Source organism: Bradyrhizobium guangzhouense (assembly GCF_004114955.1).
GTDB classification, from domain to species: domain Bacteria; phylum Pseudomonadota; class Alphaproteobacteria; order Rhizobiales; family Xanthobacteraceae; genus Bradyrhizobium; species Bradyrhizobium guangzhouense.
Window position 1 is genome coordinate 2231085 of sequence record NZ_CP030053.1, and the last position, 21088, is coordinate 2252172.

A 21088-nucleotide genomic window follows, 5' to 3' on the forward strand; every position below is an offset into this window, starting at 1 on the left:
GGGGAAAGCCACGATCCGCAACTTGCGCGCCCCATCGCGCATGCTGCGAAAACCAAAACTCTAGCGGTCAGGCACGAACACGGTGCCGAGCGCGGCCGGCGCGGTTGAGCCGCCTGTGCGCGCGCGGGAGAGCAGGACCAGCACGATGACTGTCGCCAGATACGGCAGCGCCGACATGAACTGCGAGGGAATGCCGACGCCCCAGCCCTGCGCATGCAATTGCAGGATGGTCACCGCGCCGAACAGGTAAGCGCCGACCACGAGCCGGCCCGGCCGCCAGGATGCGAACACGACCAGTGCGAGCGCGATCCAGCCGCGGCCCGCGGTCATGCCGGGAATGAAGAATGGCGTATAGGCGAGCGGCAGATAGGCGCCGGCAAGACCCGCGCAGGCGCCACCGAACATCACGGCAAGGGTGCGGATGCGCAGCACGGGATAGCCGAGCGCGTGCGCGGAAACGTGATTGTCGCCGCAGGCGCGCAGGATCAATCCCGCCCGCGTCCGGTACAGGAACCACCACACGCCGATGATGAGAGCGATCGAGAAATAGACGAAAGCGTCCTCTCCGAACAGCACGCGGCCGATCAGCGGAATGTCAGTGAGGCCGGGAATGTAGAGGTGTGCGGCCGGCGTCAGGCGTTCGCCAACGAAGCCGGCGCCGATCAGACCCGACAGGCCGATGCCGAAAATGGTCAGCGCCAAACCCGTAGCGACCTGGTTGACGGCGAGGCCGAGTGCCATCAGCGCGAAGACCAGGGACATCAGCACTCCCGCGATGATGCCGAACACCGCGCCGATGAAGATTGATCCGCTGAGCCATGCGCCGCCGAAGCCGCAGGCGGCGCCGACGATCATCATGCCCTCGACGCCGAGATTGAGCACGCCGGACCGCTCGGTGACGAGCTCGCCGGTTGCCGCGATCAGCAGCGGTGTCGAGGCGGCGAGCACCGACAGGATGATGGCTTCAACCAGCTCCACGGGCCACCTGTCGGTTCGGGAAGACCAGCTTGAAGCGATAGAGAATGAGAGAATCGCAGGCGAGCACGTAGAACAGCAGGATGCCCTGGAACACCTTGGTGACGTCCAACGGGATCTTCATTGCGATCTGCGCCTGCTCGCCGCCGATAAAGGTGAGCGCGAGAAAAAGGCCTGCAATTAGTATTCCAATCGGGTTCAAACGGCCGAGGAACGCGACGATGATCGCAGTGAAACCATAGCCGGGCGAGATGCCGGGCTGGAGGTGTCCGACGGGACCGGCGACCTCGATGATGCCGGCAAGGCCGGCGAGTGCGCCCGATACCGCGAAGGTCAGGATCACCAGCTGGTTGGCATTGAAACCGCCGAACCGCGCCGCACGCGGCGAAGCACCGACCACGCGGATCTCGAACCCCTTGATGGTGCGTCCGAGCAGGATTGCCGCTGCTGCAACGACCAGCAACGCAATGATCGAGCCGAGATGCAGCCGTCCGCCTTCGATCAGCAACGGCACCGTCGCGACGGGATCGAATTCCGCCGTGGTCGGGAAGTTGAACCCGTTCGGATCGCGCCAGGGACCGCGCACCAGATAATCCAGCAGAAGGTCGGCGACATAGACCAGCATCAGGCTGGTCAGGATTTCACTGGCACCGAACTTCACCTTGCAGATCGCCGGGATCAGCGCATAGAGCGCGCCCGCGGCGGCCGCGAGCACGAGCATCGCCGGCAGCACCCAAGCCCCGGCATCGGTGCCTTGCGTCTTCACTGCGATCCAGCTTCCGGCAACGGCGCCGATCAGGAATTGCCCCTCCGCGCCGATGTTCCAGGCGTTGGCAAGATAGCAGAGCGACAGTCCGATCGCGATCATCACCAGCGGCGTCGCCTTCACTGCGATCTCCTGGAGCGAATAGCCGTCGGTCAGGGGCGCAATGAAATAGGCTTGCAGGGCGAGCAGCGGATTCTTGCCGAGGATCGCGAACAGGATAGTCATGGTCACGATCGTCAAGCCGATCGCGATCAGCGGCGAGACCAGCGCGATCGTATTGGAGCGCTCGGCGCGCTTCTCAAGCACCAACTGCATGCGCGGCCTCCTTCGGCTCCAGGCTGCTGCCGCCCATCAACAGGCCGAGCTTCTCGCGTGTCGCTTCGCTTGCTGCCAGCGGAACAGACAGGCGGCCGTGGAACATCACCGCGATGCGATCGGCGATTTCGGCGAGCTCGTCGAGATCCTGGCTGGTCACCAGCACCGCAGCACCGGCGGTCGCAAGGTCAAGCAACGCCTGGCGGATGACGGCGGCAGCTCCGGCGTCGACGCCCCAGGTCGGCTGGCTCACCACCAGCACGGCGGGGTTGCGCAGGATCTCACGGCCGACGATGAATTTCTGCAAATTGCCCCCGGAAAGAGATGCCGCTTCCGGGTCGCGCTTGGCCTTGCGCACGTCGAAGGTCTCGGTCGCCCTGTCCACCGTCTTCAGCGTGGCCGCGGTGTCGATGAAGCCGCGATTGACCATGCCGCTGGCGGCGTGACCCGTCAGCAGCGCGTTCTCCGACAGCTTCATGCGCGGCGCGGTACCGTGGCCGAGCCGCTCTTCGGGCACAAAGGCGGCACCGAGCTTGCGGCGCTTGGTGATCGAGAGGTGGCCGGCAGCGATCCCCTCGATGACAACAGTGCCGGGATCCGTCGACAGCCGCTCACCGGACAGGGCGGCAAACAGTTCGTCCTGGCCGTTCCCGGCGACGCCGGCGATGCCGAGAATCTCGCCGCCTTTCAGCTCGAACGAGATGTGCTCGAGCCGCACCCCATGCGCTTCGTCGGGCGCGAGCGAGAGATCGTTGACGACGAGCCGCGGGATCGTTGTCCGTCGCCCGGCCGCCGCCTTCACTTCCCTGATCTCGCCGCCGACCATCATGCGCGCGAGCGAGGCGGCGGTCTCCTGCCGGGGATTGCAGGTCTGCACCTTCTTGCCGCCGCGCAGAATGGTTGCGGTGTCGCAGAGGCGCTTCACTTCCTCGAGCTTGTGGCTGATGTAGAGAATGGCGCGGCCTTCTGACTTGAGTCGCTCCAGTACGACGAAGAGCTGGTCCGCCTCCTGCGGTGTCAGCACCGCGGTCGGCTCGTCCAGAATCAGGAATTTCGGATCCTGCATCAGCGCGCGGACGATCTCGATTCGCTGGCGCTCGCCGACGGATAGTTGCCAGACCTCCCGTCTGGGATCGAGCGGCAGTCCGTAGGTCCTGGACACCTGCTCCAGCCGCGCCGACATGTCTCTGAACGATTCCTTGCCGTCGAGGCCAAGGGCGACGTTCTCGGCGACGGTGAGGTTGTCGAACAGCGAAAAGTGTTGGAACACCATGCCGATGCCGCGGCCGCGCGCCTCGGAGGGACCGGACAGCACGATGGGTTGGCCCTGCCAGCGTATTTCCCCGGCGGACGGCTGGATCAGCCCATAGATCGCCTTCACCAGCGTCGATTTGCCGGCGCCGTTCTCGCCAAGCAGGGCATGGATTTCCTTCGGCCAAACGTCGATGTCGATGGAATCGTTGGCGAGGAAATCCCCATAGCGTTTGGTCAGCCCGACCGTTTGAAGCAACGGGCACTCGCCGGAATGCAGGCTGTTAGGCGTCGGATCTAGCATTCGTTGATGCGCTTGCATGGATGAAGTGCCTCAATTGTGGGCTAGTTTGAACCGCTGCGTAAGGTGCGAAAAAGCGTCATCCCTTGCTTAACGCTTCGGCAGGAGGCCAGTGTTGCGAGTCGCGGTCCTCGTCGAACAATAATTGCGTCTAGGTGAGGAGCCGGGGCCGCTGGGGTACAGCCTGCAGGCCAGGTCTGTTGCAAATTTGTGACGGTTTAAACCAAATCGGAACCCGCTGGGCAGGCTTGATGTGAAGTTGGGCAAAATCGCGCCAGGACGCGTATGCAATGCGGGATCGCCCCGGCAGCCAATGCCAACACCGGCATTTGCATTGCTCGGTCGGAATAAAACGCAAACGAAATCAAACGGGAATGTTCGGCATTGCGTCGTCGATTCCGCGCGGCAAATTCGCGCGAAAACCTCGTGATTTCAGTGGTGAATCGTCGCGTGCTGCCGAAACATGCGGCATGCCTTGAAAAAAGTTGAGGCTTCTCACCTCGGGGGTTCGGAGCAACTGTCGCCCAAGGGACGTTCATTTTTACGTGTCCAAACTTGGGGGTATTCAGGATGTCGTTTCGCTTCAAGGCGGTTGCAGCAATGGCGCTGTCACTTGCTACGCTGGCCATCGGTGGCTGGGCTCACGCGGCAGATCTGCCGGTCAAGGCGGCCAAGAAAGCGCCTGACCTTCCGTTCTTTCTGGTGATCGATAACCGCGTATCGTTCTCCTGGATGCCGAAGGGGACTGACCCCGGCATGTGGAGCACCCGGCCGGATGGCAGCATCAACGGCACCACTCCCAAGCAGGTCTACTCGTTCACGCATTTCGACCTCTGGGCCTACGGCACCAACTTCTTCACGATCTCGATGTTCAAGTCGGGTCATAACGACCCGGCCTCGCCCTGTACTGCGCCGGGCGTGAACATCAACGGCACCGCCAGCAACTGCGCCGGCGCCACCGAGATCTATGGCCTGTTCCGTTCGACCTTCGGCTGGAACGAGCTGTTCAACACCAAGACCTTCACCGCGGGCCCGCTGCACAACATCTCGTTCGAAGTCGGCATGGACGCGAACACCGAGAACAACTTCCTCGCGCCCGCCAAGCGTGACGTGGTTGGCGGTCTCCAGTTCGCCTTCGACCTTCCCTACAAGGGCTACATCGACGTCGCGCCGTTGGTGTATTGGGAGTTCCTGAATCACAACGCCTTCACGCAGTGCGGCCTGTTCGGCGCTGGTGTCGCGGGCGTGACCTGTAATTCGGACGGAAACGTCAGCTATCGTGCGACCTGGGCCGTTGAAATCAACTACTACATGGATCTCGGCTTCCTGCCGCCGAACCTGCAGTTCTGGTCGATCAGCGGCCGCGCCGGGTGGTATGGCCCGAAGGGCGACTCGAACGGCCTTCCCGCGCTCTCAGGCATCGGCCGCTTCTCGACTGCGTCCAAGACCGAGCTGAACAGCGAACCGATCCGCCTGACCTTCGACGCGTCGAAGGCCGCCTGGGGTGACAAGTACTCGCACTTCGTCGACCTCTGGGTCGCCTATCGCTACTGGCAGAACAAGTTCGGCCTCGACCACAACGCCATGCCCGGCGTCTGCACGGTCGCCGCGACCGGCCAGAGCACCAACAGCTGCACCGAGTCCACCGTTTACGGTGGCGTCACTGTGAAGTTCTGATCGCCTGAGGTTTCAGGTTCGAGTGGCGCCGCGCAGGAATGCGTGGCGCCATTCTGTTGGGTGGAATCGTAGGGTGGATTAGCGCAGCTTAATCCACCTCTTCTGCTTCCGTGCGTCGGGAGAAAGGGGTGGATTATGCTGCGCTAATCCACCCTACGAAGTTAATCTACTTCGTCCACATGCCGTCATGCAGCGCTGCGGCCTCGTCTTCGAGCAACGGCCCCACCACCTCGGTCGACCGCTGGCCGCTTGCAAAGACGTCGCGGCAGGGCAGGTCGAGTGTCGGGTTCTCAGGGTGATTTCCGGTGATGCCGCGCAGACGGTGCTCGCCGAGGCCGTAGACGACGCGGCCGATGCCGGCCCAGTAGATCGCGCCCGAACACATCGCGCAGGGTTCGGCGGAGGAATAGAGCGTCGCTGACGCCAGCACCTCGCGGCCGAGCGTGCGGCAGGCTTGCGTGGCCGCGAGGCGTTCCGCATGCGCAGTGCCGTCATGGTCAGGCATGTAGCCGTTCTCGGCTTCGATCAGCACGTTGCCATCGGCACCGACGATGATGCAGCCGAAGGGATGGTTGCCGTGCATGAGGGACCGGCGGGCGACCGCGAAGGACAGACGCAAAAAGTGCTTGTCGGGCTCGCTTGCGCTGTCCATCGATGCTCCGGTCTAGTGCCCTGCCATGTGCCGGCCGACCTCGGTGAGATCGGCCTCGCTCGTCCGTGCTTCGTAGACGAATTCGCCATGGAACATTACCACCAGCCGGTCTGAGAGTTCGAGCAATTCGTCGAGGTCTTCGCTCACCAGCAATACCGCCGCGCCGCGGTTACGTGCGGCCATGATCTCCGCGTGGATTTGTGCCACGGCGGCGAAGTCGAGGCCGAAGCAGGGATTGGCAGCGATCAGCACCTCGACATCGCCCGCGAGCTCGCGGGCAAGCACGGCGCGCTGGACATTTCCGCCCGACAGCGCCGCGATCGGCGTCTCGGGCGTGCGCGTCTTGATCTTGTACTGTCCGATCTTTTTCTGCGCGTCGGCGCGGAAGGCGCCGCGGTTGAGCCACCAGCCGCCGCTGGCTAAGGGCGCGCGATCGAACTCGCGGAAGGCGATGTTGTCGGCAACGCTCATGCCGCCGACACAGGCATTCTTGAGCGGCTCCTCCGGCAGGAGCGACATCTTGTGACGCCGCATCTCCTCTCGGCTAGCCTGATAGGGATCGCCTGCGACGCGGATTTCACCGCCTTCCGCCTCGCGCTGGCCGGCCAGGACCTCGACCAGCTGGCGCTGGCCGTTGCCGGAGACGCCGGCAATGCCGACGATCTCGCCAGCGCGCACGGTGAGGGAAACGTCATGCACGGCAACGCCGCCTGCATCGTCGAGCGCGCGGAGCTTCGCCAGCTCCAGGCGTGCCTTTCCAGCCTCGCCGGTGCGTGGGGGCTGCACGGTCAGCTCTTCGGCGCCGATCATGGTGCGCGCCATCGCATCCGGCGTGAGCTCGGAAACCTTGCCAGCTCCCGCGAGCTTGCCCCGGCGCAGGATCGTGACGTCGTCGGCGAAGGCCATGACCTCGCGGAACTTGTGCGTGATCATCAGGATGGTCAGCTCGCCCTTGACCACCATGTCGCGGAGCATGCCGAGCACCTCGTCGGCTTCCGCCGGCGTCAGCACCGAGGTCGGCTCGTCCAGGATCAGGAAGCGACGCTTCAGATAGAGCTGCTTGAGGATCTCGCATTTCTGCCGCTCGCCGGCGGAGATATCGGAGACCTTTGCCGAGAGAGGCACCTTGAAGGGCATCCGCACGAGGAACGCTTCGAGCTCTTTCATCTCCTTCGGCCAGTTCACCACGGCCGGCACATCGTCGCGGGCAAGGACGAGGTTTTCAGCAACCGTCATGGCCGGCACCAGCGTAAAGTGCTGGTAGACCATGCCGAGGCCGAGCGCATGAGCATCCTTTGGGTTGGCGATCGCCTGCTCGCGGCCGCCGACCAGGATGTCGCCTTCGGTCGCGTGGTAGTAGCCCATGATACATTTGACGAGGGTCGACTTGCCCGCGCCATTCTCGCCGAGCAATGCATGGAAGGAGCCTGGCCGCACCTTAAGCTCGACATTATCAAGCGCCAGGAAGTCGCCGAAGCGCATGGTCATCGCGATGGCGTCGACGCCGAAGGCGCCGACGAGCGGAGGCGGCTCGCCGATGATCACGAAATCGCTCCGATGAAGGCGTCCGAGGTCGAGACCGCGCCGAACACGCCACCCTGCATCTTGATCATTTTCAGCGCGTGGTCGTGGTTGCTCTTGTCGGTCGCGCCGCAGCAATCATGCAGCAGCACGCATTCGAAGCCCCGATCGTTGGCCTCGCGCATGGTGGTGTGGACGCAGACGTCGGTCGTGATGCCCGTCAGCACGATGTTCTCGATGCCGCGCACGCGCAGAATCAATTCCAGGTCGGTGGCACAGAAAGAGCCCTTGCCGGGCTTGTCGATGATGGGCTCGCCTGGCAGGGGGCTAAGCTCCTCGATGATGTCCCAGCCGGGCTCGCCGCGCACCAGGATGCGGCCGCAAGGGCCGGGATCGCCGATGCCGGCGCCGATCTGCCGCGAGCGCCAGCGCTTGTTGGCGGGAAGATCCGAGAGATCCGGACGATGTCCTTCGCGGGTATGGATGATGTGAAAGCCCTGCTTGCGCATCGCGGCGAGCAGCTTCTTGATCGGCTCGATCGGCGCCCGGGTCAGCGACAGATCGTAGCCCATCTTGTCGACATAGCCACCGACGCCGCAGAAATCGGTCTGCATGTCGATAATGATGAGTGCGGTGTTTTGCGGGCGCAGGTCGCCGTTGTAGGGCCAGGCATAGGGCTCGGACTTGATGTAGCGCTCGGGCATGATATCGCTCTCTAGCGGGTGATCGACAATTCGGCCGGGGCTCCGGTCAGCGTGCGTTTCGGCGAGCAGGTGATGATCATGATCGCCAGCGTCAGGATGTACGGCGCGGCGTTGAAGAGGTGATAGCCGGAGGTGACGCCAACCGATTGCAGCGCCGGGCCGAGCGCCGCAGCGCCGCCAAAGGCGAGCGAGGCCCACAGGCAGAGCAGGGGATCCCAGCGGGCGAAGATCACCAGCGCGACGGCGGTGATGCCCTGGCCCGACGAAAGACCCTCATTCCAGCTGCCGGGATAGAACAGCGACAGGAACGAGCCGCCGATGCCGGCGAGGAAGCCGCCGACCATGGTGGCGCGCAGGCGGATCAGCAGCACCGAGTGGCCCATCGCGCGTGCCGCATCCGAGCTCTCGCCGGCGGTGCGAATGAGGAGGCCCCAGCGCGTGGTGCGGAAGGCCCAGTAGAGTATCGGTGCGAGCGCGACGCCAATCAGGAACAGGACGTTGACGCGTAGAGCGGCGCGGACCTGCGGGATGTCGCTCCACCAGCCGAAATCGATCGCAGGCAGGCGCGGTGCGGTGGGCTCAATGAGCGGCTTGCCGAGATAGAAGGCGAGCCCGGTGCCGAACAGCATCAAGGCGATGCCGACCGCGACGTCGTTGACGCGCGGCAGCGAGCAGATGCCGGCATGGAGCGCGCCCAGCAGCGCGCCGGTGATACCGGCGGCGAGCACGCCGAGCCAGGGCGATCCCGTCAGGTAGGAGATGCCGTAGGCGCTCATCGCGCCCATCACCAGCGTGCCTTCAAGGCCGAGATTGATGCGGCCCGAACGCTCGGTGATGCATTCACCGAGGCTCACGAACAGAAAGGGCGTCGAGACGCGAATGGCGCCGCCGAGCACGGCGAGCGGGACCGTCCAAAGTCCGATCGATCCGTCAGCCATCAGGATTTGCCTTTCAGGAATCCGATGCGGCCGTAGAGCGCATCGCTGGCGAGCACGAAGACGAAGATGATGCCTTGCAGCACCAGCACGGATGCATCCGGCAATCCCAGGCGGCGTTGCAGCAGGCCGCCACTGGCGCTGATGCCGCCGAGCAGGATCGCGACGGGAATGATCGCAAGCGGATTTTGTCGCGCCAGGAAGGCGACGAGGATGCCGGTGAAGCCGTAACCAGCCGCGAGGTTGGCATTGGTACGGCCCTGAACGGCGGCGACCTCGACCATGCCGGCAAGGCCTGCGGCGCCGCCGGCGAGGAAGCATATGGTGAGGATCAGCTTGCTGACGCCGAGACCGACAATCTTTGCGGCGCGGATGTTGCCGCCGGCAACGCGCGCGGCGAAGCCGAATACGGTGTGATAGATCAGGATGTAGGAGGCGACCGCGGCGATCAGACCGAAGACCAGACCCCAATGCACGTCTGTGCCCGGAATGGAGCCGATCATGTTGACGGCGCCGATCTCGCGCGTCGATGGCTTGTTGAGGCTTGCGGGATCCCGCATCATGCCTTCAACGAGATGATTGAGGATCGCGAGCGCGATGTAGACGAGCAGCAAGCTCGAGATCGTTTCGTTGACGCCGCGATATTGCCGCAGTGCGCCCGCCAGCATGATCCACAAGCCGCCTCCGACGACGCCGGCGATCACCATGGCGATCTGTACGACGAGCGGTGGCATGCCCTGAAGCAACAGTGCGGCGCTCGTCGCCGACAACGCGCCGATCAACAGCGCACCTTCGCCGCCGATGATGACCATGCCGAGCTGCGCCGGCAGCGCCGTGCAAAGCGCGGTGAGGATGAGGGGCGCAGCACGCGTCAGCGTGTTCTGCCAGGAGAACCAGGTGCCGAAGGCGCCGTAGTACATGTAAAAATAGAGGTCGAGCGGGTTCTTGCCGAACAGCATGACGAAGATGCCGAAGACCACGAGCGCGCCGGCCAGCGCCGCGGCCGGTATCAGGACATACTCGATCGTGCCGCCGTGACGTTGCAGAAAGCCGGGGTCGGCGGTCGGGGCAATTGTCCCGACCGCCTCGGCTGAATCCGCTGCTTCCGATGTCACGAAGTCGCTCCGATCACGCCTTCGACGAGATAGTCCATCTTCTCGAGTTCGGGATCCTTCTGGCCGCGGTCGGTACCGGCAGCGATCACAGTCTTGCCCTTGTTGTCGACCAGGCCCCCCTTGAAGATGGCAAAGCCGTCCGCGGACAGGAATTTCGCTTTGGCCTCGTCCGCCGCCTTGCGTGCCTCGGCCGAGACGGCTTCGCCGTAAGGCGAGACCTTGACGATCTCCTCCTTCAGGCCGCCGCGATAGAAGTTCGGGATGCTCTCGCCGGCCGCGATCATCTTGACGAACTTCGGATAGAGCGCTTCCCAGTTCCATTCCGCGCCGGTGAGATAGGCCTTGGGTGCCAGCGCCGACTGGTTGGTGTGATAGCCACAGACGAAGGCGCCGCGCCGCGCGGCGTTCTCGACCATGGTCTTGGGGCCGTCGACGTGACAGGTCAGCACGTCCACACCCTGGTCGATCAGGCTGTTGGTGGCTTCAGCCTCCTTGACCGGCATCGACCAGTCCCCGGTGAAGATCACCTGCGTCGTGGCCTTCGGATTGACGGACTTGGCACCCAGCGCAAAGGCATTGATGTTGCGCAGCACCTGAGGGATCGGCTTGGCAGCGACGAAGCCGAGCTTGCCGCTCTTGGATGTCAGGCCCGCGACGATTCCGGAGATGTACTGAGCTTCGTCGATATAGCCGAAATAGCTGCCGGCGTTCTTCGGGTCCTTGTCGGTCCAGAGGCCGCCGCAGTGCTCGAAGCGCAGCTTCGGGTACTTGGTGGCCATCTTGATCATGTGCGGATTGTAGTAACCGAACGAGGTCGGGAAAATCAGGGTCGCGCCGTCGAGGTTGATCATGGACTCGATCGTCTTCTCGACCGCGTCGGTCTCGGGCACCTTCTCTTCCTCAACGACTTTGAGGCCCGGAATCTTCTTCAGCGCCGCCGCGCCCTGCGCGTGGGCCTGGTTGTAGCCGTAGTCGTCGCGTGAGCCGACATAGATGAAGCCGATTGTGGTTTCGGCCGCGAAGGCCGGGCGGGCGCCGGCCGCTGCGCCGAGGGTGAGGGCAGCACTGCCCTGCAACAAATGACGTCGTGAAATCCTGCCAAAATCCATTGCTTGCTCCCCTTGGCGGACTGACCGCCTCAATCTCGCGGCTGCGCCGGTCTGGCGGAGCCCGGGATACGATGTCGCAAGCTTTGTGCCAGAGGCCAATAGGCGTGCATTTCAGATTAAATAACTGAAAAACATGGCATATATTGAATGTGCAAAATTTGATCAGGAGACCGATAGATGAAATTATAGGCATTATTTCTTGATTGTATGCAATTGAGTTAAGCAATCTTAACACCTCTCGCGGGACATAGGCGATCGCAGGCGGTTCGGCCGACCGCCCCTAAACGTGCTAACCACACGCTGAACCCGCGAGGGCGCTGGTCTGAATTCGCTGGCACCGAACTTGTATCGATTGACGCTGCGACCGCGCCTAGCGGTCTCCAGGATGGAAGCTTGGCCGAGATGGGTGCTGGTAAGGCCGTTCAGAATGCATCGCTCGGCGAAGAGATCGTGCGCCGGGTCAACGAGCTCGCGGCGATCTCGGAAGGCGGCGACAAGCTCACCCGCGTCTTTCTCACGAAGGAGCTGCGTGCAGCCTCCAATGTCATTCTGGGCTGGATGCGTGAGGCCGGCATGAGCGCGCATCTCGACGCGATCGGCAACGCCTGCGGCCGTTACGAAGGTGAGCAGCCGGGGGCGCCCTGCCTGATGCTCGGCTCGCATTACGACACGGTACGCGATGCCGGCAAATGGGACGGACCGCTCGGTGTGATCACGGCCATTGCCTGCGTCGCCGACCTCAACCGCCGCGGCAAGCGTCTGCCGTTCGCGATCGAGGTGGTCGGCTTCGCCGACGAGGAAGGCGTGCGCTTCGCCTCGACCCTGCTCGGCAGTCGCGCCATCGCCGGCACATTCGACGAAAGCGTTTTGAACACGCGCGACCGGGACGGTGTGTCGATGCGCGATGCGCTCATCGAATTTGGCCTCGACCCTGATCATATCGGTGCGGCAGCGCGCGCCCGACGCGAGCTGCTGGCCTATCTCGAATTGCATATCGAGCAGGGGCCGGTGCTGGAAGCCCGGAATCTCCCTCTCGGCGTCGTGACCGCGATTGCGGGCGCGACACGGCTCGCCGCGCGGCTGACCGGAATGGCCGGTCACGCCGGCACCGTGCCGATGGCGTTGCGCCGCGACGCGCTGACAGGTGCAGCCGAATGCATTGCCGCCATCGAGCAGTTTTGCCGCACCGATGAGGACGAACTGGTCGGCACCGTCGGCTACATCCAGGCAAGGCCCGGCGCGACCAACGTCGTTCCGGGCGAGGTATCCTTCACCATCGACATGCGTGCGCCGACCGATATGCATCGCAAGCGCGCAGTCGCCGACGTCGTTCGCCAGATCGAGGCGATCGCAAGGCGCCGGAATCTGGTGCTTCAGCTCGATGTCACCCATGAGAACCGCACTGTTCCTTGCGCGCCCTGGCTGAAGGATCAGATCGCGCAGGCGATCGCGGCCGAAGGATTTTCCACCTTCGAGCTGCCGAGCGGGGCCGGGCATGACGGCATGGCGATGATCGACATCGCCGATGTCGGGATGATTTTCATTCGCTGCCGCGGCGGCATCAGTCATCATCCGGACGAGCATGTCGAGCTGGCTGACGTCGATGCCGGCGCGCGGGTGTTGCTGCGGGTGATCGAGCATTTTAAGCCGCGAGCGGCGTAGGCCCGGAAGTCACCGGGTAGAGACACGAATCAGAGAAGTGTAAAATGGTGCAACTTCACCAGACGTCAGCCGACTCGAACAAATGAACAGCGACATTTCCTTTTCAAGCCATCGAGAGAACCGGTTTTACCAGGGCACGGCTGCGACCTTGCTCGCCAACGCGCTTCAGGCGGTCAATTTTCTCGGCGACCGGTTCATGAGAAAGTCGCATCACTCGCTGTCGGCGATCGAGGACCTCTATCGGCACTCGATGGACAGCGCCTTTTCGGTGACCGAGGCGTTCCTTGTCACAGGTGCTCCGCACGCCTCCGCCTACTATCCGCGCGACTTTGCCTGGTTCTATCCTGATGTCCTCGATCCCGAGACCATCATGGATGCACAGGACGCGGTGCGTCGGGCGCGCTTGCTCGAAAAGAGCGTGCGCCTGTTGCTAGAGGCGGCTCGCGCCGATGTGGTCACGACGACCATCGTTCCGGCGGGGCGTGGCCGGTATCTCGGCGTGAACTATTTCTCGCGCCCCTCGGATACGTTGCTCGGCATTCTGGCTGGTCTGCAGCAGATGCTCTCGGCCGAGGAGCGGGCGTTGTCCTATCTGGCGATGTCGCAATGCGCGCATGCCGGCCGCCTGTTGCTGGCCGAATATGGCGGCGATCTGAAGCGTGCGATCCTGAAGCTCGCTCGCGAGCTCGAGCCGTTCGATGCCGACGGTGTCCGATATTTGCTCTGCGATGCCAGAAGCCCTCGTTCGGCGGCAACAGACACCCGTGCTGAGCGCCGGCGCTTTGTTACCAATGCCTGTGTTTACACGACGTTCGTGTGGGGTGTGCAACTCGGCATCGTCGACGAGGTCGAGCTGAAGCGGCTGCTCGGGCGCGACCTCCCAGAATACAAGAAAGGCCTGCTCCGGCTGTTCGGCAAGGATGGCTACATCAGGCATTCGCTGGATGGTCCAGCGGGCCCGCCGGTGTCGATGGTCGCGCTGGATTTTGTCAGCGTGCATCGCGGCTTCTGGGATATGAATGATCCGAGCGAGCGCGCGCTGTTCGCGGCCACGACGGATCTGATCCTGGCCGAGCCCCGTTTCCGCATCCCCAGCACGTTCCACTTCCTGGTGTCGGCGGATAATCCGCGCAACAAGATGATCCACAAGATTGCGGCGCCGGCCTATCAGGGTCGCTCGTCGTGGCCGACGTTCAACGTCGAGTTCGCCGATCGCATGCTGGACTTTGACGAGCTCTCGGGGAGCGATACTTATCGCGCCTGCGCGCAAGGAATCTTGAAAGATATCCGTACCGCGACCGAGGTCCACGGCGGCTATCAGGAACTGATCTCGGAGCAGGGGTTGAAGTATCGCACCTGGGCCTATAAAGGCGCGGTTGCGCACTCCTGGTTCCCGCGCTTCCTCTCCGTCTGGAGCCGGGCCTATGGGACGCCCTTGCTCCGCTGGAACGACTGAGCGGCGATCTTTGCGAGACCGGCCGCATCGGAACATCAGACCAAATCCTCGGCAAGCCGTTGACGGCAATCCAGAAGCGCCCGCTGGTTGCGACAATAGGTCCCTGCTCGCTGTCATAATCTCGTAACGGAAGTGACACGGCCGAGCAGCACGTCTGACAAGCGCGCCCCTTAACCTGACATGCGTTGAGACAATTTCTCTGCATTCAGGAAACGAACGGAGGGGTGTGAAAATGCTTTCAAAGACGACACGACGTCTGCGTGACCGTACCGTGGTAACAGCCGCGATCCTGTCACTGATGGGACATGACGTTTATGCGATGGATATGCTCGGCGGCAGCAACACGAACGGCGACCGTACCGAGAGCCCGATCAAGCACGTGATCGTCATCCTCGGCGAAAACCGCACCTTCGACCACGTCTTCGCCACCTACGAGCCGCGTCATCCGGGCGAACATGTCGACAATTTGCTCTCCAAAGGCATCATCACCAGGGACGGTCAGCCCGGTCCGAATTACGCCAGGGCCGCGCAGTCTTCCACCGTCGTCAACAATACTTACTCGATCAATCCGACCCCGAAGACGCCATATAATCACACGACCAACAAGGTGCAGACGCCCGGCACCTCCTACGCACCGCAATCCTGCTACACCTCGGTCGATCAGGCCGCGCTCAATGGTCCGGGATGTCTCGCCACGCTGCAACTCGCGCAGCAAGGGGATTACGGCCTGAGCCAGCAGGACCTGCCGCTGCTGACGACCGGCGCGACCGGCCTGCCGGGCAATTCGCCCGACACGCGCATCCTCGACTCCGATAGTCTGCCGAACGGCCCTTATCCGCTCGTGACCCTGGCGCAGGGCGGCGAAACTCCGTCCACCCTCTACAAGACCTACGGCGGCAGCCCCGTGCACCGCTTCTACCAGATGTGGCAGCAACTCGACTGCGACGTGGCCAAGGCAACGCATCACAATCCAAGCGGCTGCCAGGCCGATCTCTTCACCTTTGTGGAACAGAGCGTCTCCTCGGGCAGCAATGGCAATCCGACCCCGCACCCATTGAAGGAAGGCGGTATTGCGCTCGGCTTCTATAATGTCGCCAAGGGCGATGCGCCTTATCTGACCGAGCTTGCGCGCAAGTACACGCTCAACGACAACTTCCACCAGAGCGTGATGGGCGGCACTTTCGCCAATCACATGATGATCGGCTACGCCGACGCGCTCTATTATGCCGACGACAAGGGCGACCCGGCCAAGCCGGATCACGTGCTCGTGCCCGGTTCCAATCCGCCGCAATATGTCAACGAGGTCGAGAACCCGAACCCGGCGCCGGGCACCAACAACTGGTATCTCAACGACGGCTATGGCGGCGGCAGCTATTCGAACTGCTCAGATCCCGGCCAGCCGGGCGTGGGCCCTGTTGTCGCCTATCTCAACGCCATCCACGTGTCGCCGCGCTGCGCGCCCAACGCCTATTATCTGCTGAACAACTACGTTCCAGCCTTCATCGGCAGCGGTGCCACCGATCCGATCAACAACGGGCCGTTCACTCTGCCGCCTGTCATCAAGCAGCGGCATATCGGCGATGCGCTGACCCAGGCCGACGTCTCCTGGGCCTATTTCGGCGAGCGCTGGAACGACTTCAAGACGGCGCCCGGCGAGGGCACCAATTTCGGTGCGCTGGATCCAGTCGCCTACCTCTATTGCAACATCTGCAATCCCTTCCTGTTCTCCGCTTCGGTCATGACCCACGCGGAGCAGCGCGATGCGCACATGAAGGACACGCTCGATCTCTACGACGCCATCGCCAAGGGCGATCTGCCCGCCGTGTCGTTCGTCAAGCCGAGCACCTTCAACGACGGCCATCCAGCCTCGTCCCGTGTCGATCTCTTCGAAGCCTTCACCAAGAAGATCGTCGATCAGGTGAAGTCCAACAAGGAGCTGTGGAAGTCGACCGCGATCGTCATCACCATGGACGAGGGCGGCGGTTACTACGACTCCGGCTATATCCAGCCGGTCGACTTCTTCGGCGACGGAACGCGCATCCCGCTTCTCGTCGTCTCGAAATATTCGCGCGGCGGTCATGTGTCGCATGAATATGGCGACCACGTCTCGATCACCAAGTTCATCGAACGCAATTGGCACCTCAAGCCGCTCGGACCCAAGACGCGTGACACCCTGCCGAACCCGGTTGCGTCGGACGATAATCCCTACGTTCCCGTCAACCGCCCCGCAATCGGCGATCTCTTCGGCAATTTCAACTTCGCCGATCGTCACGACGGTGATCACGACGACGACCAGGACTGATCGGAGCCGATAGCCTTCACCAGCAAGACCCGGCGGCTGCCCAGCCGCCGGGTCGATCTCGTCTGAATTGCATGGAGCAACACGCGTGGAAGCCAACGGACAGCATGCCGCCGGCGCCGTTTCGATCGAGGCGGCGCGCCGTGCCTTTGCAAGCGGCGATCTGAGCTCGACTGAGACGATTTGCGCAAAGGTGCTCGCGGGCAATTCGTCGGATTGGCGCGCCTGGGCGCTGCTGACCGAGACTGCGCTGATGCGTGATCGGCTCGATGCGGCAGCGGTCAGCGCGGAACGCGCCGTGGCACTCGCTCCGACCAACCCGATTGCGCTGGCGTTGCGGGCCAAATGCCTCTTCGTGAAGGGCGAGACGCGCGAAGCCAATGCGGCTACGGACGTTGCGGCGAGGCATGCCGGCGACGAGCCGGACGCGCTCGACGCAGTTGGTGCCATGTTTGGCTTGCTCGGACTGCAACAACAGGCGAGGGAGCTTTTCCGCCGCGCTGTCACCTTGCAGCCCGCCGTTCCGCAGTATCTGTTCAATCTGGCCGCCGCGGAGCGGATGATCGGCGCACTCGACGACGCCGAAGCGCATTGCGATGCGGCGATTGCGTGCGACCCCCGCTACGGATTGGCCCACTACCTGCGTTCGGACCTGCGAATCCAGAGCAGCGACCGCAACCATGTCGACGAGATGGAGGCCGTGATCGCAGAGGGGCGTCTGTCGGCGCCGAGCGAAATCATGCTGCGCTTTGCCCTCGGCAAGGAGTGCGAGGATGTCGAGCATTGGGATCGCGCTTTCTCGCATGTCGAGGCCGGCTGCAACTTGCAGCGCCGGTCGCTCCCGCGCGATCCCGCCGCCGAAATTGGTGAGATCGATGCGATCATCCAGGCGCACACGCGACGCTGGATCGATACTGCGCCGCGTGGCTACGCCGATGTCGCGCCTGTCTTCGTCACCGGTCTGCCGCGCACCGGTACCACGCTGGTGGAGCGCATTATCGCGAGCCACTCGGCGATGCATTCCGTCGGAGAGACCGGCGCGTTCGCCGCAGAGATGCGTCGCAGCATGGCGGAGCGCCCAAGGGGGCACGACCTCGAAGGTATCGGCAGGCGCTACCTGGATCAGGCCACCGCGCTCCGCGTGCCGGAGAACGTCCGCTTTGTCGACAAGACGCTCGATAACTATCTTTATTGCGGCCTCATTCACGCGGCGCTGCCTTCAGCCAAGATCATCCTCGTCCAGCGGCATCCGATGGATGCGTGCTGGGCGATCTACAAGGCGCACTTCCGCAACAAGTTCGCGTTTTCCTACGATCAAACCCAGCTAGCGCACTACTATCTCGCCTATCGCCGTCTGACGCGGCACTGGCGCGGCGTGTTGCCGCCCGACGTGCTCATGGAAATCAACTACGAGGACGTCGTTCGGGACCAGGCTGCGGCGAGCCGGGACATCATCAGATTTCTGGGGCTTCCCTGGGAAGACGGGGTGATGCGATTCCACGAAAGCCCGGCGCCATCGGCGACTGCCAGCGCCGTTCAGGTGCGCCGTCCGATCTACGCATCCTCGCTCGGAAAATGGCGTCACCATGCCGAGCGATTAAAACCGCTCCGCGAACGCCTGGCGCACGAGATTCCGGAAGCGGAACTGGCATGACGATGCGTCGGCTACTTCTGGTCGCCATGCTCGGGTCCGCCACCGTCCTGGCCCTCGGCCGAACCGCGTCGGCCGAGGTGAAGGTTGCGGGGCGTCCGGACGCGGTCCATCTCGAGGTGCACGACGCCTCGCTCCATGACGTCTTGGCTGCGCTGCAGGAGCGTTTCAATCTGCGTTACCGCTCCGCTGACGCGCTCGAAGCTCAGGTGACGGGCGTGTTCGATGGACCGCTGCGTCGTGTGGTCGCTCGGCTCCTCAGCGGCCATGATTATGCAATGCAGGTCACCGCCGACAGCATCGACGTCCTGGTGCTGGCATCGCAGGGCCCAAGTGCGACCGTCGTCGCCGCGGTGACGCCTGCAAGTGCTGCCCGGCCACCGCTCACGGCTGCCGAGCGCAAGCATTACGACAGCGGACACCTGCGCTAGCGACGCGACGAGCTCGCCTCAACCCAAACAATTGCCGATAAGGTTGCCGACTGCACGGGACATACCGATGTCGCTTACGCAATTGGGAGGGCCCAGATATTTTGATCGTGAACTACGCTGCCAAATCCAGCAATCGGCATGATCCGCGCACCAGCACCTTGCGTCCCGCTGGTGTCATCGCGGGCACTCCGTCGTTGACGTCGACGAGGCCAAGCCTGGCGAGACCTTCGAGGAGGTAAGCCTTGGCGAGGCGACCGTTCGACACCGGGTTGCGAAGCGCTTTCAGCGCTTCCCACTGGTCCGGCGAAAGGTCGAAGTCGGCGTCGTTGCTCATGTTGCCTCAGGCGATAGTCACGTTCGCGCCCCTGTTAGCGGCGCTGCATGAAGACCATGCGACGACAATGAGTCGGGAATTCGGTGACCATTTTGAACTTCTACTCACGAATTGCCGCAGTCTGTTGCGCCACAATAGTTAAGATCGGCTGGAGGCGATTATCGTCCCGATCGCCGATCACTAATTGATGATCTTCATTTGATGCTGCGCCGCGACAGCCGCAGTGCACGGGAAGCGTTGCTGTCTCATTCTTCGTCGCGATATGCACAGAAATGGTGAGACGCTGGGTTCGTGATTCTGCTAGGCTGATTTGCGGGGAATGGCTTCACACGACAAGGAGTGTGAGTGCATGAACAGGCTGGTCGAAATTCGCAGTCAGGAATCCCTCTGTCGGGAGCGCGCCGCGCTCGATTTCGAACGTCGGGTTTTCTGGCTGGCGCAAGCCCAGGAGTGGGAACAGCGCGCGCTCGACGAAATTGCCTATCACTTTCGCGAGTGCAACGTCGCTCACGCAGAACTTGCGCGAAACTGACGTTCGCTGCGACCTGAGACTTACTGATAAGTGGCAACGATATCGGAGACCGCGCGCTCGAGCTGCTGTGCGGTGGCGCATTGCCGCACCACGCTGCAAAAGGTCGCATAACGCGGCATCTCGGAATCGCCAAAGCCCCAGGCGAGCCGTCCTTCGGGATTGAGCCAGACCAGCCGCTTCGATCGTTCGGAGATGCGGCGCAAGATATCTGCGCGCGGGTCGAGATTGTTGCTACGCGCATCGCCGAGTACGATCACCGTGGTCTGGGGCGTCAGCGCGCTCATGAAGTCCTTTTCGAAATCGACCAGCGCGGAGCCGTAGTCGGACGAGCCGAAGCCGACCTTGGACATGATCTCGGCCATCGCCTCCTCGGGCGACTTCTTCTCCAGGATCTCGCTGACCTCGATCAGATGTGACGAGAATGCGAAGGAGCGGACGTCGTCCACGACTTCGTGCAGGGAGTGGATCAGGAGCAGGAAGAAATCCGAGACCTGCGCAACCGAGCCGGAGACGTCGCACAGCGCCACGATCTTCGGCCGGTCGCGATGCTTGCGCTTCCATGCAGTGAGGAAAGGCACGCCGCCCCAAGCGGCGTTCCGGCGGAGCGTGCGGCGGACGTCGAGATGGCCGCGGCGCTGGCGCTTGCGCGGCTTCGAATAGCGCTCGCGCAGGCGCCGCGCGATCTGGCGGATGAGGGCGCGCATCTCCGCCACCTGGCGCCGCTCGATGCGGGCAAGAGGCGCGTTGCGCAGGATTTCGTTGCGGAGGTTTTCAGCCTCTTCGCGGGCATAGAGCGCGAGTCCCTGCGAGACAGTATCGCGCACCGCCTCGCGCAACGCATCTAGCGCGGCGCGCAGGCGTTCGGCGAGTGCCGGGTTCGTCCCGGTCAGCTCGTCAAGATCGTCGCGCAGGCGCTGGAGCCCCATCGCGTCGAGAATGCGGCTGGAGAAGATGCCGCGCTGGGTGGAGTAGCGGATATCGGAGAGTGATGCTGCGCCGGAAGCACTGGCGATGGCGGCCTGGATCGCGTTGCGATCCTGCGACAGCAGCATCTGTGCGAGCGGGCCCAATCGTTGTTGGGGCTGACCCCCGCCTGCATCGCTGTCCGAGCCTGACGAGGCCGACTGATCGGAGCCTTGTGAAGGCTCGTCATTGTCGTTTGCCTCGGGTTGATCCTGCCGCGGCTCGGGCTGGCTGAAGAACAGATCGAAGCAGTCGCCGAGCGCGAGCTTCTCGTCCTGTGATTTGGCGAGCGTCAGGAGCAGCGTGTCGCGCAGGATGGCCCGGTTGGTGAGACCGACCTGCGAGACCGCGCGCATCGCGTCGATGCTTTCGGCAGGCGAGACGTGGACGCCGGCGCCGCGCGCCGCCCGGAAGAAACGATGGAGGTTCTCGCGCATCG

The 21088-nt window shown here is 63.2% G+C and carries 18 protein-coding genes; 7 read left to right on the forward strand and 11 right to left on the reverse strand.

All coding sequences use genetic code 11. From position 1 onward, the window contains the following. Positions 1 to 60: 60 nt before the first annotated feature. The 3 genes from XH91_RS10690 to XH91_RS10700 are packed head-to-tail and all read right to left on the reverse strand — an operon-like array spanning position 61 to position 3611. Positions 61 to 978 (reverse strand): ABC transporter permease, encoded by a 918-nt coding sequence (locus XH91_RS10690; protein ID WP_128950569.1) that lies wholly within the window; start codon positions 976 to 978, stop codon positions 61 to 63. Then, entirely contained in the window at positions 965 to 2056 is a 1092-nt protein-coding gene (locus XH91_RS10695) for an ABC transporter permease (RefSeq protein ID WP_128950570.1), read from the reverse strand. Before XH91_RS10695 ends, XH91_RS10690 begins: the two co-directional genes overlap by 14 nt. After that, the gene (locus XH91_RS10700; protein WP_128950571.1) at positions 2040 to 3611 is read right to left on the reverse strand and encodes an ABC transporter ATP-binding protein; all 1572 of its coding nucleotides are present in this window, start codon (positions 3609 to 3611) and stop codon (positions 2040 to 2042) included. The genes XH91_RS10695 and XH91_RS10700 overlap by 17 nt, the downstream gene beginning before the upstream one ends. Positions 3612 to 4178: 567 nt before the next feature. On the opposite strand from XH91_RS10700, the gene XH91_RS10705 reads away from it, so the two are divergent. Beyond that, a complete protein-coding gene (locus XH91_RS10705) occupies positions 4179 to 5285 on the forward strand; it encodes a hypothetical protein (RefSeq protein WP_128950572.1) in 1107 nt (368 codons plus the stop codon). Positions 5286 to 5451: 166 nt separating this feature from the next. On the opposite strand, the gene XH91_RS10710 is transcribed toward XH91_RS10705, so the two are convergent. From XH91_RS10710 to XH91_RS10735, 6 genes are read right to left on the reverse strand one after another with little or no spacing between them, the layout of a single operon-like run. Beyond that, positions 5452 to 5937, reverse strand: a complete 486-nt coding sequence (locus XH91_RS10710) for a nucleoside deaminase (protein ID WP_128950573.1) — start codon at positions 5935 to 5937, stop codon at positions 5452 to 5454. Between the two features lie 12 nt (positions 5938 to 5949). After that, positions 5950 to 7482, reverse strand: a complete 1533-nt coding sequence (locus tag XH91_RS10715; RefSeq protein WP_128950574.1) for an ABC transporter ATP-binding protein — start codon at positions 7480 to 7482, stop codon at positions 5950 to 5952. Further along, on the reverse strand, positions 7479 to 8162 hold the full coding sequence (gene biuH, locus XH91_RS10720) for a biuret amidohydrolase (RefSeq protein WP_128950575.1): 684 nt from the start codon (positions 8160 to 8162) through the stop codon (positions 7479 to 7481). Before biuH ends, XH91_RS10715 begins: the two co-directional genes overlap by 4 nt. An 11-nt stretch (positions 8163 to 8173) precedes the next feature. Beyond that, complete coding sequence (locus tag XH91_RS10725; protein WP_007612833.1) at positions 8174 to 9100, reverse strand: ABC transporter permease; 927 nt, start codon at positions 9098 to 9100, stop codon at positions 8174 to 8176. Beyond that, entirely contained in the window at positions 9100 to 10212 is a 1113-nt protein-coding gene (locus XH91_RS10730; RefSeq protein ID WP_128950576.1) for an ABC transporter permease, read from the reverse strand. Before XH91_RS10730 ends, XH91_RS10725 begins: the two co-directional genes overlap by 1 nt. Continuing rightward, positions 10209 to 11321 (reverse strand): BMP family ABC transporter substrate-binding protein, encoded by a 1113-nt coding sequence (locus XH91_RS10735; RefSeq protein WP_128950577.1) that lies wholly within the window; start codon positions 11319 to 11321, stop codon positions 10209 to 10211. Before XH91_RS10735 ends, XH91_RS10730 begins: the two co-directional genes overlap by 4 nt. A gap of 402 nt (positions 11322 to 11723) precedes the next feature. Between XH91_RS10735 and XH91_RS10740 the strand changes: the two genes are divergently transcribed. From XH91_RS10740 to XH91_RS10760, 5 genes are all read left to right on the forward strand, one after another. Beyond that, positions 11724 to 12983, forward strand: coding sequence for an allantoate amidohydrolase (locus tag XH91_RS10740; protein ID WP_128954795.1), 1260 nt, complete (start codon positions 11724 to 11726; stop codon positions 12981 to 12983). Positions 12984 to 13065: 82 nt separating this feature from the next. After that, positions 13066 to 14439: a hypothetical protein gene (locus tag XH91_RS10745; protein WP_128950578.1), complete on the forward strand. Its 1374-nt coding sequence runs from the start codon at positions 13066 to 13068 to the stop codon at positions 14437 to 14439. A gap of 232 nt (positions 14440 to 14671) precedes the next feature. After that, positions 14672 to 16741, forward strand: coding sequence for an alkaline phosphatase family protein (locus XH91_RS10750; RefSeq protein WP_128950579.1), 2070 nt, complete (start codon positions 14672 to 14674; stop codon positions 16739 to 16741). A 352-nt stretch (positions 16742 to 17093) separates the two neighbouring features. Next, positions 17094 to 18392: a tetratricopeptide repeat-containing sulfotransferase family protein gene (locus tag XH91_RS10755; protein ID WP_164934205.1), complete on the forward strand. Its 1299-nt coding sequence runs from the start codon at positions 17094 to 17096 to the stop codon at positions 18390 to 18392. Beyond that, complete coding sequence (locus tag XH91_RS10760; protein ID WP_128950581.1) at positions 18389 to 18820, forward strand: hypothetical protein; 432 nt, start codon at positions 18389 to 18391, stop codon at positions 18818 to 18820. The genes XH91_RS10755 and XH91_RS10760 overlap by 4 nt, the downstream gene beginning before the upstream one ends. Before the next feature lie 112 nt (positions 18821 to 18932). Here the strand turns inward: XH91_RS10760 and XH91_RS10765 are convergent, their stop codons facing one another. Further along, positions 18933 to 19154, reverse strand: a complete 222-nt coding sequence (locus tag XH91_RS10765; protein ID WP_128950582.1) for a hypothetical protein — start codon at positions 19152 to 19154, stop codon at positions 18933 to 18935. 349 nt (positions 19155 to 19503) lie between these two features. Here XH91_RS10765 and XH91_RS10770 point away from each other — a divergent pair, with 349 nt between their 5' ends. Next, entirely contained in the window at positions 19504 to 19686 is a 183-nt protein-coding gene (locus XH91_RS10770) for a hypothetical protein (protein ID WP_128950583.1), read from the forward strand. A gap of 20 nt (positions 19687 to 19706) precedes the next feature. Here the strand turns inward: XH91_RS10770 and XH91_RS10775 are convergent, their stop codons facing one another. Continuing rightward, entirely contained in the window at positions 19707 to 21086 is a 1380-nt protein-coding gene (locus XH91_RS10775) for a vWA domain-containing protein (RefSeq protein WP_128950584.1), read from the reverse strand. Between the last annotated feature and the right edge of the window lie 2 nt (positions 21087 to 21088).

Coding starts and splice junctions, on each gene's coding strand:
- XH91_RS10695 (WP_128950570.1), bottom strand. CDS start 2,056: ATGCAGTTGGTGCTTGAGAAGCGCGCCGAGCGCTCCAATACGATCGCG.
- XH91_RS10700 (WP_128950571.1), bottom strand. CDS start 3,611: ATGCTAGATCCGACGCCTAACAGCCTGCATTCCGGCGAGTGCCCGTTG.
- XH91_RS10705 (WP_128950572.1), top strand. CDS start 4,179: ATGTCGTTTCGCTTCAAGGCGGTTGCAGCAATGGCGCTGTCACTTGCT.
- XH91_RS10710 (WP_128950573.1), bottom strand. CDS start 5,937: ATGGACAGCGCAAGCGAGCCCGACAAGCACTTTTTGCGTCTGTCCTTC.
- biuH (WP_128950575.1), bottom strand. CDS start 8,162: ATGCCCGAGCGCTACATCAAGTCCGAGCCCTATGCCTGGCCCTACAAC.
- XH91_RS10725 (WP_007612833.1), bottom strand. CDS start 9,100: ATGGCTGACGGATCGATCGGACTTTGGACGGTCCCGCTCGCCGTGCTC.
- XH91_RS10735 (WP_128950577.1), bottom strand. CDS start 11,321: ATGGATTTTGGCAGGATTTCACGACGTCATTTGTTGCAGGGCAGTGCT.
- XH91_RS10740 (WP_128954795.1), top strand. CDS start 11,724: ATGGGTGCTGGTAAGGCCGTTCAGAATGCATCGCTCGGCGAAGAGATC.
- XH91_RS10745 (WP_128950578.1), top strand. CDS start 13,066: ATGAACAGCGACATTTCCTTTTCAAGCCATCGAGAGAACCGGTTTTAC.
- XH91_RS10750 (WP_128950579.1), top strand. CDS start 14,672: ATGCTTTCAAAGACGACACGACGTCTGCGTGACCGTACCGTGGTAACA.
- XH91_RS10760 (WP_128950581.1), top strand. CDS start 18,389: ATGACGATGCGTCGGCTACTTCTGGTCGCCATGCTCGGGTCCGCCACC.
- XH91_RS10765 (WP_128950582.1), bottom strand. CDS start 19,154: ATGAGCAACGACGCCGACTTCGACCTTTCGCCGGACCAGTGGGAAGCG.
- XH91_RS10770 (WP_128950583.1), top strand. CDS start 19,504: ATGAACAGGCTGGTCGAAATTCGCAGTCAGGAATCCCTCTGTCGGGAG.
- XH91_RS10775 (WP_128950584.1), bottom strand. CDS start 21,086: ATGCGCGAGAACCTCCATCGTTTCTTCCGGGCGGCGCGCGGCGCCGGC.